The sequence below is a fragment of the Hungatella sp. L36 genome (assembly GCF_014288035.1).
This window is the reverse complement of the sequence record NZ_JACOPC010000001.1, coordinates 727,232-744,268: the sequence shown is the minus strand read 5'-3', so window position 1 is coordinate 744,268 and position 17,037 is coordinate 727,232. Positions and strand designations below refer to the sequence as shown.

Below are 17,037 nucleotides of genomic sequence, written 5' to 3'. Positions count from 1 at the left end.
CTTCGCGCTTAAGCTTCCAAATTGTTCTCCATAACAAGCGCCACTGTTCCGACAAAAGATGCACTTCCCATAAATGCCGAAGCCTCCACTCTCACTTCACGGCCCTGTGCTTTGTTAAATACGCGACTGTCAAACATCTTTTCAAGACGCTTTACCATCTCATCCTGATAGAAATTTAAATCTCCGCCCAAAACGAAGCACTGTGTATCATAGGCGCTCTCCAGATTGGCAATCGCCACTTCCAGATACTCCATCATCCGTTCAATCGCCTTTTGACAGATCTCATCCCCCTTCATAGCCCGGTCCATCAAACCCAGCCATGATAAGCCAGAATCTGCACCGTGCTCCCTTGCCCAGCGAACCGCGGCTCTTGTGCTGCTGTATTTCTCCAGACAGCCCTTCTGTCCGCATTCACAGGGAATCCCATCCTTTTCCACGATAATATGTCCCACAATACCGGCCAGACCGGTCGAACCGGTGTATAATTTCTTATCCAGTATAACGCCGGCTCCAATACCAGCCGAAACACCTACGTAAATGAAATTATCATATTGATGCTTATTGCCAAAATACAACTCCGCCAGAGCTGCCACACACATGTCATTCTGTAAGTAAGCTGGCAGATGATAGCGTTCCGTCAGAATTGTGGCAATTGGAAGGTCTCTGATGTTATTGAAGTCTGGAGGGTTCAGTATTACGCCATCCCGGGCTAAAAGAGGACCTGCGCAGGAAACTCCTATTCCCCAGATCTTATCCCTGTATTTTGTGTCAATCAAACGGTCACAGAGCAGGAACAGGTTCTGTATAAACATCTCGTTATTTTCGACGATGGATAATACCAGGCTTTCCGACTGAAGAATCTTCCCCTTTAAGTCGATAACACCTACATTCAGGATATCCCGTCCGATATAAATACCGAGCGTAAGAAGTGAATCAGGGACTACATCGAGAAATGTACGTCTCCTGCCTCCAGTGGAGTCGGACTCTCCGCATTCCCACACAATTCCTTTCTCCACATAATCATTCACCAGGCCGCTTACCGTCATCTTGCTAAGTCCGGTCATACGGCTTAGCTCCACCCTGGAAATGGGGGACTTCATCATGATTGACTTCAGCACAAGCCCCCTGTTTGTACCGTTCATATTTTGCTGGTTGACACCAATCATCCCAACACTTCCTTATCATTTCTCACTTTGTAAAAGTTCATTACTTTCTTGTCATTTATCTGGGATTCCGGAATCCCAGGATCGATAATTGCTATGTACATATTCGATTATCCGCCTGTAGTTGTAGTATATTATGTTTGTCTATTTTTGTCAATATATTTAGTAAAAGTTTTTTACTAAGTTATTATTATATCTAGTTTTCTTTATAATTCTGCCACCTTACTGTTTAAATTACACAGCAGCAAATATAATTCTTTATTTTCTGGAACTGCTGCCTGTCACATTTCATACAATGTCACTATGAGAAACAACAAAAAAGGAGAATTCTATGAAAAAAATCGTGAGCATCGTTCTCGCCGTATCCATGCTTGCCGTCTGCGTGACCGGCTGTAAAACGACCACAAGGAAACAGCTTAAGCCAGTGGTTCTGAATGAAGTCGCTCATTCTATCTTCTATGCTCCCCAGTATGCCGCCATTGAACTGGGGTATTTTGAGGATGAAGGGCTCGACCTGACGCTGGTCAACGGCGCCGGCGCCGACAAGGTCATGACCGCCCTGATCTCCGGAGACGCCGATATCGGTTTTATGGGATCTGAGGCCAGCATCTACGTCTATCAGCAGGGTTCTGACGATTACGCCGTAAACTTCGCCCAGCTGACCCAGCGGGCCGGTAACTTTCTGGTCGGCAGGGAAGCCCAGGATAACTTCACCTGGGCCGATTTGAAGGGCAAGAAGGTATTGGGCGGAAGAGCCGGCGGCATGCCGGAAATGGTATTTGAATACATTTTGAAGAAGAACGGGATCGATCCCGCCGCAGATCTGACCATCGACCAGAGCATCAACTTCGGTTTAACCGCCGCCGCCTTCACCAGCAACGACGCCGATTACACGGTTGAGTTTGAACCATTTGCTACCGGTCTGGAAAAAGAAGGAAACGGCCACGTCATCGCCTCCCTCGGCGTCGATTCCGGATACGTTCCCTATACCGCTTACAGCGTCAAGAAGAGCTATTTAGAGAAGAATCCCGAAACCATCCAGAAATTCACCAATGCGATTCAGAAAGGCCTGGAATACGTAAACACCCATTCCGCCGAAGAAATCGCCAAAGTGATCCAGCCTCAGTTTAAAGAAACCGATGAGGATACCATCGCCACCATCGTTGGCCGCTATAAAGATCAGGACACCTGGAAAGGCGACACCGTATTCGAAAAAGACAGTTTCGAACTTCTGGAAAACATCCTGGAGGAAGCCGGCGAACTGAATGAGCGCGTTCCTTACGACAAGCTGGTAACAACCGAATTCTCACAGGAAGCGGCAAAGTAAAACCGAATGCCCACACATAACAAACAGATCCCGTTTCCGCTCTTCACCGTCGGAACCGGGATCTGTTCTTTTCACATCCTTATTTATCTTTTCACAACTCTATTTGTCTTTTCGCATATCTCTTTTTTCATACATGGCCGTATCAGTCAAATACCACCATACATTTCAAAGTCTCCTCTGCGTCAATCACATAGATCACTTCATTCTCCCAGGCATACGCCCCTTTGATCTTCAGGATCTCACCGATCCGGTCCGGCGTGTCTCCGGTCAGCCGCGCGTCTGCCGGTACCCTTAAGATCTCCGGTTCCTCCCTCACCAGGAAGCCGCACTGCTGGGCTCCCGTCTCCGTTATTATGACTACCGGCTGGTCTCCGTACCCGCTCTCTTTTGTTCCTGTCATCCGGCTTAAAGAAGCGGCGGTAATAATCGTCCCTTTCCAGTTGCACAGCCCTTCATAGTAGTCCGGCACACAGGGGACCGGGGTGATACGGCTGTCCCATATGATCTCCCGGATATGGGGAAGTTCGAATCCGTAGACCGCATCTGTCATGCGGACACACAGAAATTCCAGTTCCTCTCCGCCTTCCTTCTCTTTCGCCTGATCCAAGTCATTCATGGGTCTTTCCACCTCCCGTATTCCGCGCCAGGTCTTCGATATCCAGCTGGAGGCAGATGGTTCCGTCCCCCAGCAGGCTGCACCCGGAGATTCCCGTATACTTCTTAAAATGCTTTCCTAAAATGGCCGGGAGCGATTTCTCCACAAGACTGCCCTGATCTGCCACCCGGTCAGCCACGATGCAGAGCTCTCTCGTACTGCCCTTGATATACGCCATGATTTCCGAACCGATCCTGGGTGTTCCCGGAATATGGTAGAACTTCCGCAGGGAAATGACGGGAATATACCGCCCCTCCCTGATCCAGAACTCTCTTCCTTCCTGCATCACCATTCCCGGCCCCTGCGGCTGGTAGGTGACAAACTGAACCACCTGGTGTGCCGGAACCGCGAAGAACCGGTCTCCGGTCTGAAAACGGATGCTCTCAATGATCGTAAGCGTCAGAGGCAGATGCATGATGAATTTGCTGCCTTCCCCTCTGGTACTCTCCAGATGAAGATGGCCGCCGAACGCCTCCACCATCTGACGTACCACATCGAGCCCCACGCCTCTTCCCGAGTACTCGTTAGCCGCCTCCCGCGTCGAAAAGCCGGGCAGAAGGCAGAACTCTAAGATCTCCGACTCGGAATACTCCGATTCCGGCCGCACGAACAGATTCTTTTCTCTGCCCTTTTTGCGGACCTGTTCCAAATCGATGCCGCATCCGTCGTCGCTGACACTGACCACGATCTCTCCGCCAACATTGGCAAACAGCAGTGTCACCGAGCCCGCCCGCGGCTTTCCCGCCTTCTCCCGCTCTTCCGGCTGCTCGATTCCATGGTCAATGGCGTTGCGGATCAGATGGAGAAGCGGATCCAGAATGCCATCCGCGATCTTCTTATCCACCTCCACATTCTGCCCCTGGACGTGGAAGGACACCTCTTTCTTTTCCTTCTTGCAGATGTCGCGGACGATCCTGCCTAACTGGGGCACCACATTGGAAAACGGCACCATCCGAATCGATATGACCAGCTCCTCCAGCTCCTTTAAAAAACGGCCAACCTGATGGTTCCTGCCGTCCTCCACGCTCCCTTTCGAGGCTTCCAGCCAGGAGGACGCCGCGATAATCAGTTCTCCCGTCAGATTCTGAAGCTCATCCAGCTTTTCCACCCGGACATTGATAAAATCATTGCCGTTCTGCACAGGAGTCTCGGCTTCGATCTCCGGTTCCTTTGCAGTCTGACCTTCCACCGCCTGTCCCTCCGCCGTCCCGGACAGCTTCGGCATCTCCGCCAGCTCCGTACAGGACTCCACAAACAGCGCGCTCTTAAGTGTCTGTAAGACTGCGCCAGGGTCTTCCGACGTAAAGCTGATATAAAAACCATTATTATGAATATATTCCGTTGTAGAGGAATCCGTCTCCACATTTTCGGGATATGTCTTTAAATCCGCACATAAATCCCGGATCTGGCGTACCGCCATGTAGGCCCGGACATTCTCCATCCGGCAGTCCTTTTCAAATTTCAGATGGACGGCAGTCTTCTTTTTTTCTTTTACCTTCTGTACGAGAACCTCTATTTTATCCCAGAACCGGTCCACCGGCTCCGGCTCGAAGCTTTCGAATTTCATTCGTTTCAGTTCTTCCCGGATGAAATCAGTGGCTTCGAAGATTAAATCAAATGTCTCCTGTTCATAACCGGAAAGCCTGGAAGGGTCTTCCCGAAACACCACAAACAAGTCTTCCAGGCGGTGGGTCAGAGTGGACAATCCGGTCAGCCCCATCATGGCGGAAGAACTCTTTATGGTATGCATTACACGAAAGATGCCGTTGATACTCTCTTTGGAGAATACCATCTCCTGCTCCGCCGAGAGCAGAATGGCATCCGACTGGTCCAGAAGCTGGTTGGTCTCCAGTAAGTAGATCTCCAGCATCTCGCCCGTGTCCTCATCAAAAAAGCCCATACCCATCACACTCCCGACTCTTCCTCATAACCATACCAGACGGTACGGTTTTTTCCCGTTTTCTTTCCGCGGTAAAGCGCCATATCCGCGTGCGTCATGTTCATCTTAAAACTCTGTTCCTTATCGTAAAGGCTGATCCCCAGCGTCACGGTGCAGTAAAATGTGGTATTGCCCTGAAGAAAAGGAAACGCCTGAATTTCTTTTCTGATCTCCTCGCAGACTTCAAAACACTCCTGTTTTGTGACTGCCATCAGAATAATCAGGAATTCCTCTCCGCCCCAGCGGACCACCTTATGGCGGCGGCAGACGCTCTCCATAATATTGGAAATACAGACGAGAACCATGTCTCCGGCGTCATGCCCGTAGCAGTCGTTTACGTGTTTGAAATCGTCCACGTCGATCATGACCAGTGCATCCTGGCGATTCGGTTCCATCAAATCCTGAGCCAGCTTCTCCACCACAAACCGCCGGTTGTAAAGACCTGTCAGCTCGTCCCGGTAAGCCACGCGGTTTAAGATCTGCATGTTGGCCTTCAGCGTCTCATTTAAGATCTTCAGCTCGTCTCTTTCCCGCTTGTCCTCAAGATGCGCCTTCACCCTGGATTTCAGTTCTTCCGGCCGGAACGGTTTTTTAATATAATCACAGGCGCCCAGTTCAAATCCCCGGATTACATCCTGTTCACTGTCTTTGGAGGTGATAAAGATCACTGGAGCGTGATTCTTATCCTTTTCTTTTATCTTTTCAAACAGTTCATACCCCTCCATATCAGGCAAAATGACATCGAGGAGAATCAAATCAGGATCCACTTCCTCCAGTAACTCCAGAGTCTCCTTCGCTGAATGGGATTTATAAACCGTATATTCCTCATTTTTTAAAACCTTTTCTATCTGCTGGCATATCAGCAGGCTGTCATCGACCGCCAGTATCTTCTGTCTGCCTGTCATGCTTTTTCTCCTTCCAACCGCCATGTTCTACCCTATATCACCGTAATGCCTGCACTCATTGACTTGACTGTCAGGCCGCCATCCACCGAATCAAACGTGATCGTCCTGCCGTAGTTCTTACCGGTATCCTCCGCCGTCACACTCACCTTCAGCGCCCCTAAAACAGCTTTTACCGCCTTTACATTGCGTTCCCCTATGCTTCCGAGGGCTTCATATTTGGAGAACATCCCCGCGCCTCCCGCCAGCTTCGCCGTGATAAAGCGGCGGTTCGCCCCCTGGAGCTCCATCTCTTTTATGAGCTGCTCACAGCCCTTATCCGCGAATTTGTAGGGATTTTCCTGAGACAGGCTCAGTCCTGCATCAGGAAGCATAATATGTGCCATTCCCGCAATACGGTGTTTCCCATCGTATAAACAGACTCCCACACAGGAACCAAGCGCATAAGTAATGAGTTTTTCCGGCCGGGAAACTACTTTTCCCTGCGCGATTCCCACCACTACAGGATTATCCTTCATATTCCTCACCCAAAGCCTTGAAAATCCGCTCCAGAGAGTGAATCTCCGGAAGGAACAGAATGTGGCTGACCACTTCCTGATCGTCAAAATGGTATTTATCCTCAATCAGAAGCAGTTCATCACTCAGTCTCGCAAAGTGAATCATCGGAACGCTTAATATGGCTCCGGTCATATCAATACAGATGTCCGGGACGGAAACGTGAACCCTCAAATCCATCATAGCCGTCATCGCGTTAATATAGGAACAGCACATGATATTGCCGATCTCGCAGACCGCGGAAAGACTCATATCATCCAGGTTCCTGACATCCTCGACCTCTGTTCCCAGCAGCTTGTCAAGCATGGTCTGGGCGAACTTCGTGCTGATCAGGAACATAAACATGCCGTTCAAATCGCCTGAGAGCTCCAGGAGCACTCCCAGCTTGATCTCCTCCGGACCGCCCAGCATGGCGGGTACTTCCTCAAATTTCATGATTTTCACATTAGGACGCTCGATCTCAATCCTGTGGTTAATCATGCTGGAGAGCGCGGTGACCGCGTTTCCCGTTCCGATATTACCGATTTCCATTAAAACATCTCTCGCACTCTCACTGATATCCGAATATTTATTCATCTCATACCTCCGCAGACGATGGAAATGCCCGGTTAAGGGCCTGGACGATCTGCTCCGCCTTAAACGGCTTGACAATAAAGTCCCTGGCTCCGCAGTCCACGGCTTCCTTCATCATGGAATCCTGGCCGATTGCGGAACACATAATCACGAAGGCGTTCTCGTCGGTCTCTTTCATCTGTTTTAATGCTTCAATTCCGTTAATGCCAGGCATGGAAATGTCCAGAAGCACCAGACCCGGCCTTATTTTTTTGTACAGCGCAACCGCCTCTTCTCCGTCGGCCGCCTCATATACCTCGTAATCCCCGGATCCGGCTATAATACGTTTCTGCATGGAACGCATAAACACGGCATCATCTACAATCAGCACTTTCTTCTCACTCATGACAGCTCAAATTCCTCCACTAATTTTTTCAATACCTGTGCCTGCGCCGACAGTTCTTCACTGGAAGCGGCGCTCTCCTCCGCCGTAGCGGAATTTCCCTGTACAATCTCAGACACCATCTCCATGCTCTGTCTGATCTGGATAATGGAATCGGCCTGGCGCACAGAGGCCCCGGAGATCCGATCCACCATGGTACCGATCACTTCCGTGCCCTTCACCACCAGATCCAGCGCTCTGGCCGTCTTATCCGCGGCCTCGGTGCCGCCGTCCACTTTTTCCGTGGTCTGCGCCGCCAGCCGGGCCATCATCCCGGAGGCTTCCCTCGTCTTCGCCGCAAGGTGACGCACCTCGGACGCTACTACAGAAAATCCCCGGCCCGCTTCTCCGGCTCTTGCCGCCTCTACCGAAGCGTTCAGTGCCAGTATATTCGTCTGGAACGCGATATCCTCAATCTCCTTTACGATGCCTCCGATTGCGCTGGAGTTCTCCCGGATTTCAAGGATCGCCTGAACCATGGCCTTCATCTCGTCACTGCTTCTGGTGACCAGTCCGCTTACCTCGTCCACCTTTTTGCTGGTCATCACGGCGTCATTGGCGTTGCTCTTAACGCTGTCCGATATCTCGTTGATATTGGCCGCCAGTTCCTCCATGGAGCCAGCCTGCTCCGTGGCTCCCTGGGAAAGGATCTGGGCGCCGTTTGCAACCTGCTCGGAGCCTCCCGCCACCTGATCTGCCGTACAGGCAATCTGCATGATCGCACGGTTTAAAAGTCCTGTGATCTGCTCCATCGCATCACCCAGTGCGACGAAATCGCCTTTAAATGCAGTTTCCGGATGGTAGTTCAGCTTTCCGTTGCCGACCGCCAAAAGCCCCTCTTCCACTGCGGACACATAATCGTTCAAAGCGCTTATGGTCTCGCGGAAGCTGTCCGCCAGCTCTCCCAGTTCATCCTCTGACTGGTATTTCAGCTGAACCTTAAGATTCCCTTCCGCCAGGTTCTTTGCAGCCTCCCGGACCTCACTGACAGGTTCTGTAATTCCCTTTGTGATATAGAGACACAGAGCCACGGTTATCATCAGGATAAGAAACGATAACACCAGGATTACTGCTGTCATCTGCTGCCTTACCTCATGGCCCCTGTCAAGGTATTTCTCCGCATTAACCTTGGAATAAGCGGTAATCGCTTCCAGGCATTCCCTCGTCTTCTCCGCTTTCGGCTCGAAGTCACTGCCATATAAAGAAATCGCTTCCTCGTCGCTGCCGTTTTTCAGTTCCTCAATAACGGCTTCCCTGGACTGCTTCTGATCTTTTAAAGACTCCCGCAGCTGGTTCACCAGATCGTTATCCGGCATCTGTTCTTTCAGCATGGTTAAATTCGTATCCATATCGCGCAGGATCTCATCGATCTCATCCAACTGCTCCTGCCGGTCCACATTCGTCCCCTCTGTGGCAATACTCAGGATCGTACGGCCGATACTCTGAACGGATGCCCTTAAGTTTCCCGCCGTATAGGACGCAGTGAACGCCTTATTGTAGAAGACATCCAGTGATTTTGATACATTGTATACTCCAAACAGAGAGACGATCACGGTTATGATATAAAAAATGATAATAATACCATAAGAAACCATGAGCTTCTTTCCTATTTTCATATTCTTCATTTTCCTCATCAGTTCTTTCCTTCCGCCTGTCATTTTAGATCCAGTATCTGGAACGGTTTACCGTTTCAATCTCAAGCCTTCCGCTGCCGGCCATAAAGTGAACGCTCCGTCCATAATTTTCCCCTGTGTCCTCCGAGACAATCGCCAGGTCCAGTTCCTGCAGCATCTTTCTCGCGCAGCTGACATTCTCCCTGCCGATATCCGGCTGCCCCGCCTGTCCGGCAAAGCAGAAAATCTTCGCTCCTCCGACCAGCTTTACCCGGATCCGTTCCGGTACCGCGCCGGCTTCCTTCATGGCCTCAAACAGCGCCCGGGTCGCCGTGTCTACATACCGCAGACCATTTTTCCCATTGCCTTCCCTCCGTATGTCCGGAAGCAGAGTGTGTACCAGTCCTCCGATACCGCCCTCTTCATCATACATACAGACAGCCAGGCTCGATCCCAGCGCCATGGTGATGAGAACCGCTTCCCCTTTCGCTACCGCCATCTGATCAGGTTTTATCACGATCTCGCTCATCCGCTCACCTCCACCGCTTTCATAATCTCTGAGATGGAGTCTTCACGAAGAACCATGAGCATACAGCTTTTCTGTTCCGCCTCTGCGGTTGAAAAGTTATTGCCAATGCAGATTCCGCCGGGAAATGTCCCGGCCGCAGTCCCGATCAGCGCCGTGATAATAGCTCCTGTCATGTCCATGGAGACAGCGGAGTCAGACAGCGTGATCCTCAGTCCGACACAGGCCGAGAGCCCGGTCAGATAGGAAGAAGCCATAATATTGGCCGTCTCCTTGAGCAGATCCAGCATCTGTCCATCCATCTCCCCGGACACCTGCTCCGTGTTCAGCAGTTTCCTGAGAATTACGTCCGTCATCTCTTCTTTGTATATCTGAAGAAGCATGCCGTTAATATCGCCGGTAAATGGAATCAGAACGGCCGCCACGTTTTCTTCCGCATAGCCGATCCATTCCGCCAGCCCGTCATAATCAACCGTCTTCATGACAGGAGGGGCGTAACACACCTTTTCTCCGATAATATGGGATAAAGAGGCCATGCTGCTTCCGGTTCCGATATTCCCCATTTCCAGCAATGTTTCTGCCGCCGGTCCGCCCGGCAGCTCCCTTTCGTCCTTCATTTCTCCCTCCTACAAACACGCTTTTACGATTTTCAAGATCTCCTCGTCCTTAAATGGCTTGATAATGAAGTCGGAGGCGCCGCAGCGGATTGCCTCCGCAATCACCTGCTCCTGTCCCACCGCCGAGCACATGATGACCTTTGCATTCCTTTTAAACGCAAGAATATCATTCAGAACTTCCAGTCCTGATCTTCCGGGCATCGTAATGTCCAGAAGCATCAGATCCGGCTGCACCTCCTTATATTTCTCCACCGCTTCCACGCCGTCGCCCGCTTCCACAAAGTTGTCGTACCCTCCCTGGGTCAGCGCGCGCTTAATCACTCTTCTCATAAACATCGCATCATCTGCTATCATTATCAATGGCTTTTCCATGGCCTACCTCCCGGTTTTATTATTCATATTCATGCAGAACCTGGTTATCTCTCCGCTGATCAGGCCAAGTCCCATCTGTCTTTCCGCTCCGCCGTTTCGAAAGGCCGATTCCGGCATGGAGTAAATCTCACTCGTCTCTTTATCCTGTGCAACGGTGCGGGCTCCCGCCTGGCGCATGGCCAGCAGCCCTTTGGCGCCATCCTCCCCCATACCTGTGAGAATAATCCCCATTGCTTTCTCCTTCACCGTTTCCGCAACGGAGTTCATGGTGTAACTGATGGAAGGGCAGAATCCGCCGTACCGTTTCCCCGGAACACAGCGAATCATGAAGCCGTCCTCCAGTTTTCCCAGCGACATCTGATATCCGTCCGGGGCAATATAGACCGTGCCGTCGCAGACCGGCTCACCCGGCTGCGCCTCTTTCACGCGCATCTTGCACTGGGGATTTAAATACTCCGCAAATTTACCGGAAAAGCCATGGCTTAAATGCTGGATCACCAGGATCCCGCAGGTGGTCGATGGCAGCTCCTTAAGGACCGTGAGTACGGCTTTCGGACCGCCTGCCGAAGCCCCGATCACCGCTAAATATCTGCTTTTCTTTTCCGTCTGACCCTCCACTGACTCTTCCCCCCTCCGTCATCAGGCGCGCAGCGGCCTCTATTTCCTGTAGACAGCCGGACACACGTACTCAAACAGTTCATGGTTTCTGGGCAATAATTCCGTATGCCCCACAAACAGATAACCGCCGGGCTTTAAAGCCCGGTACAGCTTCTCAATCAATTTCTTTCTTGACTCCTCATTAAAATAAATCATGACATTGCGGCACAGCACCAGATCATACTGTCCCAGCCCCACGCTTGGTTTTAACAGATTCATCCGCTGAAACCGGACTTTCTCTCTTATAGCGCGGCCGATGTCAAACGAAGTTCCCGCCTCGTCCATGGATAGATATTTCTGCTGCCACAATGCCGGAATATTCTCCAGCTCCCGGACCGGGTATCTCCCCTTCTGGGCCACGGCCAGCGCCTGCTCCGAAATATCCGTTCCCACAATGGAGAAGGATGGGAGCCACCCGCCCTGATCCTTATAGTCCTGCAAAAGCATGGCCAGCGTGTAGCACTCTTCGCCGCTGGAGCAGCCAGCGCACCAGATCTGATACGATATGCGCCCCCATTCCGGCTTAATATTGGGAAGTATCTTTTCCCGCAGGAAATCGAAATGCTTCGGCTCCCTCATAAAATATGTATAGTTGGTGGTCAGGCGGTTTAACAGGATGCTCTCCAGCTGTTTAGTCCTGTCCATCTCCATCTGTCTCATGTACTCTCCCATGGAGATGTTTCCGCGTTTTTCCAGTTCCCCGTTCATTCTGCATTCCGCCAGAATTTTCTTCTTTGACAGATCAATTCCGTACTGTCCGGACATATAGGTAATCAGCTGTGTGAACTCCTCATTCGTAAACCGTATCAATCGCGCCCCCTCCGGCAACCTCATCAGCCGCCATTCCCTTTAAGCTACCGTCTTCTTTTCTTATCAGTACGACACACGCCGGAGCTTCCTCCGGCGCCAGGTTCTGGTTCTTGCCTGTGATCTGGTCGTTTACCGGCTTTTGGTCGTTTCCCGGCCGGAACACGGGAATCAGTCCGCCCTCTTTATAGATCATGCCTACAAGATTATCAGGCGCCCCCGGCACCCTTATGATTTCAGGGCACGGAAGAATCAGTTCCACCCGTTCCATGGCTGTCACTTCGCACTCGCCGCCATAATACAGGCGCAGCATCTCTCTGCCAATCCCTTCCTGTTCCATGTGTGCCCCTCCTTTCCTTCAGTCAGCCATCAGATCCGTAAATTCCCCGATGGGCGCAGGTCTCCCGTATCGGTAACCCTGAGCCAGATTGCATCCGATCTCCGTCAGAAACGCCTCATGCTCGGCCGTCTCGATTCCTTCTGAAATCACCTGAATATCCAGCTCATGGGCCAGATGAATCACGTTGGCGATGATGATCTTCTCCCGGTCGCTTAAGCGCTTCTGGAAGAATTCTTTATCCAGCTTGATAATATCGACGGGCAGATCCTTCAGAAGGCTCAGTGACGAGTAGCCCGTTCCGAAATCGTCCATGGACAGGACGAAGCCTCTCTCTTTGATCCGCCGCGCCACCTCCAGGATTTCTCCCGGATTGTTTAAAAATGCACTCTCTGTAATCTCCAGCTCCAGATACCGGCTCTCCACACCGTATTTGCCGGCAATCTGTTCCAGTTCCTCCAAAAAGTCAGGCTTCGTCAAATGGATCCTGGATATATTCACTGCGATGGGATACGGCGTTCTGCCGCTGTCCTTCCAGCTCTTAATCAGTCTGCAAACCCGCTCAAACACATATAAATCAAGCTCTGTAATAAATCCGTTTTTTTCAAACAGCGGGATAAATTCGTCGGGCGGAATCATCTGGCCCTCCATCATCTTCCAGCGCACAAGGGCTTCGAACCCGATACAGCGCTTACGGGGCAGATCCACCTTGGGCTGGTAATAGACGACAAACTCCTCATTCTCCGCCGCGCGTTTCATGCGGAATGCAAGCTCCCGTTCCTTTGCGAATTTGCGCTCCGCCTCCCTGTTGTAGAAGCTGTAGATACTCTTATGGTAATCCTTTAACGCCTTTCTGGCCATGTTGGCGTGGTCTACCAGGATAGACATCTCCGTGTCTCCCGGTTCCACCAGGCAGACGCCCATGATGCAGCTGATCGGGAAGTCCTTCTTCTCCTCCCGCGGAATCTGTTCCACCCGCCGCAGCAGCTGGTCCAGACGGTGCTGCAGGCCATTAACGGTCTGGTATTCCAGAAGCAGCGCAAATTTATCGGCTTCAATTCTGGCAAAGCACTCCCCTCCGCCCGTAAAATTACTGAGCAGAGAACTGATGCCCACCAGAATATCGTTTCCTGTCTCATAACTGTAATTCGCGTTAATCACCTTGAAATTCTTGATATCCATGGTGACTATCGCCTGTAACAGCGGCGCGTTCTTCAGCCGCTTTCTTCCCTCGCTTAAAAAGCGGTTGTAATTCCATGCCTCCGTCAGCCGGTCGTGATCCATCAGAATCTGCGTAAAACGCTGAAAACGGCGTTCCAGAATACAGGCGGCCATAACGCGCCCAGCCAGAGCGAAGGTCATGCTCTCCTCCAGCGTCCAGAGCCTTTCTTTTTTATTATCATTCACACTGATATATCCGATATAGTCCCCATTTTCCATGATCGGGAACTGCATCAGGGATCTCGTTTTTCTCAGCTTCTGGCGTTCCGCGATGACCGGATCCAGAATCTCCAGTTCGCAGATCCGGTTGCAGGCCAGCACCTTCCGGTTCCGGAAAAGCTCCAGATAACGTTCTGCAATGAGTCCCGGTATTATCTTTAAATTATCGTTGCGGACCATCGGCTCCTCTTCCATCCAGAAAGAGGTAATCTCATAGTCCTTCCCTCCGGATTTGCGCTCCAGAATATAGGCTTCACCGCATCCATAATAGGCACAGATCCGTTTCAATCCCATTTCGATGGGGCATTCCTGTTTTCCGGGCAGAAAATGATCCATAATTTTGCGGATAAAATCCATGTCGGCTTTTCCGCTGTCCTCTATGTACTCAGGTATGGGGCGGATCGAATACGCAAGATCTGTTTCCGCGTCCCCCGTCTCCATTTTTCCGCACACCTCTGTAAAACAGAGGAACTTCTCCTCCTGCTTCGCACGCGCCAGCGCCGCCTTTGCCCTCTTTAACAGAGAGTCGTAAGTCTGTCCCTGTCCGTCTGTCAGCGCACCTCCCGCCGTCATGTGCAGATCCGTTTCCCGCTCCAGGCTGGTACGGACACTGTTCATGGAAGAGACCGCATCTTCCCGGCTGCGGCATCCCAAAAGAAAGACAAGAAAGCAGTTTTCGCCCACTCTCGCCACAAGATCCGTCCGCCTCAGGGTACACTGCAAAAGGAAGGCCGCCTGCTTCACAGAGGCCTCCGGAAGTTTCGTCCCGCCGTTTGCCGCCTCCAGAAGAAAAAGGCCGTCGCCTCCCCAGTTCTCCGCTTCCTTCAAGTATTCATTAATCATCACTTCAGCCGCCGCTTCTGTCCACGTATTGGTCAGACGGTCCAGCCGTTTTTCTCTGTTTGAAACCATGACCCGTTCAATTCCTCTCTTTATTAAGAAACCGTTCTATATCCATCACGAAGGCCCAGCATCCGGAGGAATCAAGATACACCGCCTGCGTCAAAAAATCATTCTTCTCTCCGGTTACATCCTCAGGAAGCTCAAATATTCTGTCGTCCGGGACTTCAAATACGCCGGCCACACGGTCAGCCAAAAGGGCCGGAAGACCGTCTTCCACCTCCAGAAGGACCGCATACTCCCGTTCCCGGTTGTCCCCCCACGAAGCTCCAACCGAGTAAATCTCAGCCTCACATCCGTTAAATGTAATCGTCTTCTCCTGTCCCGCATTTCCCTGAACAATATGGCGTACCAGCTTCAGCGGAATCAAAAAAAAAGCGCCCTCTGACTCAAAACATAAAAATGTTTCCATCATAAGGCACCTCCTTCGCATCTTTCACATTTGTATATACTATTTACTATATTAACGCATAATGCATGAAAAAGCAAGGTTATTACACCTCTTTTGCTTCCAGCATCCAACCTTCCAGACTGAGTTTGAAACGCTTTCGGAACAGGTGTGAAACCCACCAGACCGAAACAACGGCCACCGCTGCCATCACCAGCAAAAATGTCCCGAAATCCATCCATCTGCCATAGGATGTCACAAACACCAGGGAAACCAGAATCGTCAAAATACTGACCACCGCGATCTTCCGTTCCACACGCATCTTCTCCCATCGGTTCCTGACCAGACGTTCTTTCCGCTTTTCCTCCGGCTCCGGACCGGACAGTTCTGCCTTTACTCCGTTTAAGGTTTCCTCATATATCTTTCTGGCATCCTTTTCGTAGTAATCAGAACAATTTTTCTTTATCTCTCTTAATCCGTTCCATATGATTTTCATAATATCCTTTGCCGACGTAAACATGTCCACCCTCCTTTTTTTCTATCATACAACAAAATGCCATAAAAAGGAATAAAAAGTAGGTCATCTGGTAAATAATTCCATGATGTCCCAGTCATACTGCATATTTCCATTTTGATGGCCATATTAATATAGAAATCCTGTTTTATGGAGCCAATATGCAGACCATTACCCAAAGAGTACTGTCGGATACCGTATACAGCAAAGGGACTGCCGTACTCACTTATACGATCCGTTATCCTTACTTCACCACAACCTGCTCCGAGGCAGCCGCCTTAAGTATCAATGCGTTTTATTCCACCGCCGCCCGAAAGACGGAGGAGTACTGCCGCACAGTCCTGGCTTCCCAGGCCTCCGTTCAGGCAGAATACGCAAAGAAAGACAACTATCCATTTTTCGGATATGAGTTCATAAGTGCTTATACCGTCACCTGGAATTCCGGATGCATGACAAGCCTCTACACCGATCAGTATACCTATACGGGAGGTGCACACGGAAGCACGATCCGGACCTCGGATACCTGGGATTTCAGCAGCGGCAGTTACTTGACGCTGGCCGATTTCTATCCCCACAATCCAGCTTACCGGGAAGGCATCTTCCGGATTCTGGATCAGCAGGTAAAGGCGCGGGAGAAGGACTCGCCTTCCACTTATTTTGACGATTATCCGGCTCTGATTCGATCCACCTTCAAACCGGAGAGCTTCTTTGTAACACCCAAAGGGATTGTCATCTATTTCCAGCAATACGACATCGCCCCCTACTCAACCGGAATCCCCGAATTTTTGATTCCATTTAAAAATAGCCGGTAATGCCCGTAATAGCAGGCAAAACGGAACTTTTTTCAGGCGGCTCTCTTCCAACTGGTTCCACTTTTTAATTTTTCTTTCATTTTCCACTTGCAAATTCTGCCAAAAAGTGTTATTATATGATTCGTTCGCTTCTAAGCGTATCATATCGAGGCGTGGCTCAGTTTGGTAGAGCGCTGCGTTCGGGACGCAGAGGTCGCAAGTTCGAATCTTGTCGCCTCGATGATAAAAAGTGCAGGATATCTTTCATAGAAATCCTGCACTTTTTTTATTTTCTACTATTCTTTTTTCTATTCCATTTTAGCTCCATCCGGCTCCAATGCAGGCTAAAATTTCAAAAATCGGAAAAATCAGAAAAAAAGTGTAAATTAGTGATTGCAAATTTTTTATCTTTTTGCTATAATAGCGGACATGGGGGTATAGCTCAGCTGGGAGAGCGCTTGAATGGCATTCAAGAGGTCATGGGTTCGAATCCCACTATCTCCATGAGTCATATGCTGGAAGTCTTGATCGTACAAGGTT

At 50.5% G+C, this 17,037-nt stretch carries 19 protein-coding genes and 2 tRNA genes; 4 read left to right on the top strand and 17 right to left on the bottom strand.

The genetic code is table 11. From position 1 onward, the window contains the following. Positions 1-8: 8 nt before the first annotated feature. Complete coding sequence (locus tag H8S80_RS03215; protein ID WP_117630220.1) at positions 9-1,166, bottom strand: ROK family transcriptional regulator; 1,158 nt, start codon at positions 1,164-1,166, stop codon at positions 9-11. A gap of 328 nt (positions 1,167-1,494) precedes the next feature. Here H8S80_RS03215 and H8S80_RS03210 point away from each other — a divergent pair, with 328 nt between their 5' ends. Then, complete coding sequence (locus H8S80_RS03210; RefSeq protein ID WP_029466051.1) at positions 1,495-2,490, top strand: ABC transporter substrate-binding protein; 996 nt, start codon at positions 1,495-1,497, stop codon at positions 2,488-2,490. Positions 2,491-2,632: 142 nt separating this feature from the next. Here H8S80_RS03210 and H8S80_RS03205 read toward each other — a convergent pair whose 3' ends face one another. The 16 genes from H8S80_RS03205 to H8S80_RS03130 form a co-directional block, all read right to left on the bottom strand. Further along, positions 2,633-3,106, bottom strand: a complete 474-nt coding sequence (locus H8S80_RS03205; RefSeq protein WP_117630219.1) for a chemotaxis protein CheW — start codon at positions 3,104-3,106, stop codon at positions 2,633-2,635. Further along, complete coding sequence (locus tag H8S80_RS03200) at positions 3,099-5,045, bottom strand: chemotaxis protein CheA (protein WP_117630500.1); 1,947 nt, start codon at positions 5,043-5,045, stop codon at positions 3,099-3,101. The genes H8S80_RS03205 and H8S80_RS03200 overlap by 8 nt, the downstream gene beginning before the upstream one ends. A gap of 5 nt (positions 5,046-5,050) precedes the next feature. Then, on the bottom strand, positions 5,051-5,989 hold the full coding sequence (locus tag H8S80_RS03195) for a GGDEF domain-containing response regulator (protein WP_002600338.1): 939 nt from the start codon (positions 5,987-5,989) through the stop codon (positions 5,051-5,053). 32 nt (positions 5,990-6,021) lie between these two features. Next, positions 6,022-6,504, bottom strand: coding sequence for a chemotaxis protein CheD (locus H8S80_RS03190; protein WP_181987851.1), 483 nt, complete (start codon positions 6,502-6,504; stop codon positions 6,022-6,024). Then, positions 6,494-7,117 carry a chemotaxis protein CheC gene (locus tag H8S80_RS03185; protein ID WP_055655418.1) on the bottom strand — a complete coding sequence of 208 codons (624 nt, stop codon included), beginning with the start codon at positions 7,115-7,117 and terminating at the stop codon, positions 6,494-6,496. The genes H8S80_RS03190 and H8S80_RS03185 overlap by 11 nt, the downstream gene beginning before the upstream one ends. 1 nt (position 7,118) lies before the next feature. Then, positions 7,119-7,499, bottom strand: a complete 381-nt coding sequence (locus tag H8S80_RS03180) for a response regulator (RefSeq protein WP_002600341.1) — start codon at positions 7,497-7,499, stop codon at positions 7,119-7,121. After that, positions 7,496-9,151, bottom strand: coding sequence for a methyl-accepting chemotaxis protein (locus tag H8S80_RS03175; RefSeq protein WP_181987850.1), 1,656 nt, complete (start codon positions 9,149-9,151; stop codon positions 7,496-7,498). Before H8S80_RS03175 ends, H8S80_RS03180 begins: the two co-directional genes overlap by 4 nt. Positions 9,152-9,194: 43 nt before the next feature. Further along, a complete protein-coding gene (locus H8S80_RS03170; RefSeq protein ID WP_002600343.1) occupies positions 9,195-9,677 on the bottom strand; it encodes a chemotaxis protein CheD in 483 nt (160 codons plus the stop codon). Beyond that, positions 9,674-10,291 (bottom strand): chemotaxis protein CheC, encoded by a 618-nt coding sequence (locus tag H8S80_RS03165; RefSeq protein WP_002600344.1) that lies wholly within the window; start codon positions 10,289-10,291, stop codon positions 9,674-9,676. Before H8S80_RS03165 ends, H8S80_RS03170 begins: the two co-directional genes overlap by 4 nt. Positions 10,292-10,300: 9 nt before the next feature. Beyond that, a complete protein-coding gene (locus tag H8S80_RS03160) occupies positions 10,301-10,663 on the bottom strand; it encodes a response regulator (protein WP_002600345.1) in 363 nt (120 codons plus the stop codon). 3 nt (positions 10,664-10,666) lie between these two features. Then, positions 10,667-11,281 carry a CheB methylesterase domain-containing protein gene (locus H8S80_RS03155; protein WP_117630217.1) on the bottom strand — a complete coding sequence of 205 codons (615 nt, stop codon included), beginning with the start codon at positions 11,279-11,281 and terminating at the stop codon, positions 10,667-10,669. Positions 11,282-11,320: 39 nt separating this feature from the next. Next, positions 11,321-12,130 (bottom strand): CheR family methyltransferase, encoded by an 810-nt coding sequence (locus tag H8S80_RS03150; protein WP_025530527.1) that lies wholly within the window; start codon positions 12,128-12,130, stop codon positions 11,321-11,323. Then, entirely contained in the window at positions 12,111-12,467 is a 357-nt protein-coding gene (locus H8S80_RS03145) for a hypothetical protein (protein WP_002600348.1), read from the bottom strand. Before H8S80_RS03145 ends, H8S80_RS03150 begins: the two co-directional genes overlap by 20 nt. Positions 12,468-12,485: 18 nt before the next feature. Continuing rightward, positions 12,486-14,816, bottom strand: coding sequence for a bifunctional diguanylate cyclase/phosphodiesterase (locus H8S80_RS03140; RefSeq protein WP_025530526.1), 2,331 nt, complete (start codon positions 14,814-14,816; stop codon positions 12,486-12,488). 7 nt (positions 14,817-14,823) lie between these two features. Next, positions 14,824-15,219 (bottom strand): chemotaxis protein CheW, encoded by a 396-nt coding sequence (locus H8S80_RS03135; protein ID WP_002600350.1) that lies wholly within the window; start codon positions 15,217-15,219, stop codon positions 14,824-14,826. Positions 15,220-15,298: 79 nt separating this feature from the next. After that, positions 15,299-15,712, bottom strand: coding sequence for a hypothetical protein (locus tag H8S80_RS03130; protein WP_002600351.1), 414 nt, complete (start codon positions 15,710-15,712; stop codon positions 15,299-15,301). Between the two features lie 155 nt (positions 15,713-15,867). On the opposite strand from H8S80_RS03130, the gene H8S80_RS03125 reads away from it, so the two are divergent. From H8S80_RS03125 to H8S80_RS03115, 3 genes are all read left to right on the top strand, one after another. Then, positions 15,868-16,518 (top strand): DUF3298 and DUF4163 domain-containing protein, encoded by a 651-nt coding sequence (locus tag H8S80_RS03125; protein WP_002600352.1) that lies wholly within the window; start codon positions 15,868-15,870, stop codon positions 16,516-16,518. A 146-nt stretch (positions 16,519-16,664) separates the two neighbouring features. Continuing rightward, a tRNA-Pro gene (locus tag H8S80_RS03120) sits at positions 16,665-16,738 on the top strand. 190 nt (positions 16,739-16,928) lie between these two features. Continuing rightward, positions 16,929-17,001, top strand: a tRNA-Ala gene (locus H8S80_RS03115). The last annotated feature ends 36 nt before the right edge of the window (positions 17,002-17,037 follow it).

Bases quoted from the DNA above. Each gene is read 5' to 3' on its own strand.
- H8S80_RS03180 (WP_002600341.1), bottom strand. From the start codon at position 7,499: ATGAGTGAGAAGAAAGTGCTGATTGTAGATGATGCCGTGTTTATGCGT.
- H8S80_RS03190 (WP_181987851.1), bottom strand. From the start codon at position 6,504: ATGAAGGATAATCCTGTAGTGGTGGGAATCGCGCAGGGAAAAGTAGTT.
- H8S80_RS03160 (WP_002600345.1), bottom strand. From the start codon at position 10,663: ATGGAAAAGCCATTGATAATGATAGCAGATGATGCGATGTTTATGAGA.
- H8S80_RS03135 (WP_002600350.1), bottom strand. From the start codon at position 15,219: ATGATGGAAACATTTTTATGTTTTGAGTCAGAGGGCGCTTTTTTTTTG.
- H8S80_RS03140 (WP_025530526.1), bottom strand. From the start codon at position 14,816: ATGGTTTCAAACAGAGAAAAACGGCTGGACCGTCTGACCAATACGTGG.
- H8S80_RS03170 (WP_002600343.1), bottom strand. From the start codon at position 9,677: ATGAGCGAGATCGTGATAAAACCTGATCAGATGGCGGTAGCGAAAGGG.
- H8S80_RS03215 (WP_117630220.1), bottom strand. From the start codon at position 1,166: ATGATTGGTGTCAACCAGCAAAATATGAACGGTACAAACAGGGGGCTT.
- H8S80_RS03195 (WP_002600338.1), bottom strand. From the start codon at position 5,989: ATGACAGGCAGACAGAAGATACTGGCGGTCGATGACAGCCTGCTGATA.
- H8S80_RS03145 (WP_002600348.1), bottom strand. From the start codon at position 12,467: ATGGAACAGGAAGGGATTGGCAGAGAGATGCTGCGCCTGTATTATGGC.
- H8S80_RS03125 (WP_002600352.1), top strand. From the start codon at position 15,868: ATGCAGACCATTACCCAAAGAGTACTGTCGGATACCGTATACAGCAAA.
- H8S80_RS03210 (WP_029466051.1), top strand. From the start codon at position 1,495: ATGAAAAAAATCGTGAGCATCGTTCTCGCCGTATCCATGCTTGCCGTC.
- H8S80_RS03165 (WP_002600344.1), bottom strand. From the start codon at position 10,291: ATGAAGGACGAAAGGGAGCTGCCGGGCGGACCGGCGGCAGAAACATTG.
- H8S80_RS03205 (WP_117630219.1), bottom strand. From the start codon at position 3,106: ATGAATGACTTGGATCAGGCGAAAGAGAAGGAAGGCGGAGAGGAACTG.
- H8S80_RS03200 (WP_117630500.1), bottom strand. From the start codon at position 5,045: ATGGGCTTTTTTGATGAGGACACGGGCGAGATGCTGGAGATCTACTTA.
- H8S80_RS03130 (WP_002600351.1), bottom strand. From the start codon at position 15,712: ATGTTTACGTCGGCAAAGGATATTATGAAAATCATATGGAACGGATTA.
- H8S80_RS03175 (WP_181987850.1), bottom strand. From the start codon at position 9,151: ATGAAAATAGGAAAGAAGCTCATGGTTTCTTATGGTATTATTATCATT.
- H8S80_RS03185 (WP_055655418.1), bottom strand. From the start codon at position 7,117: ATGAATAAATATTCGGATATCAGTGAGAGTGCGAGAGATGTTTTAATG.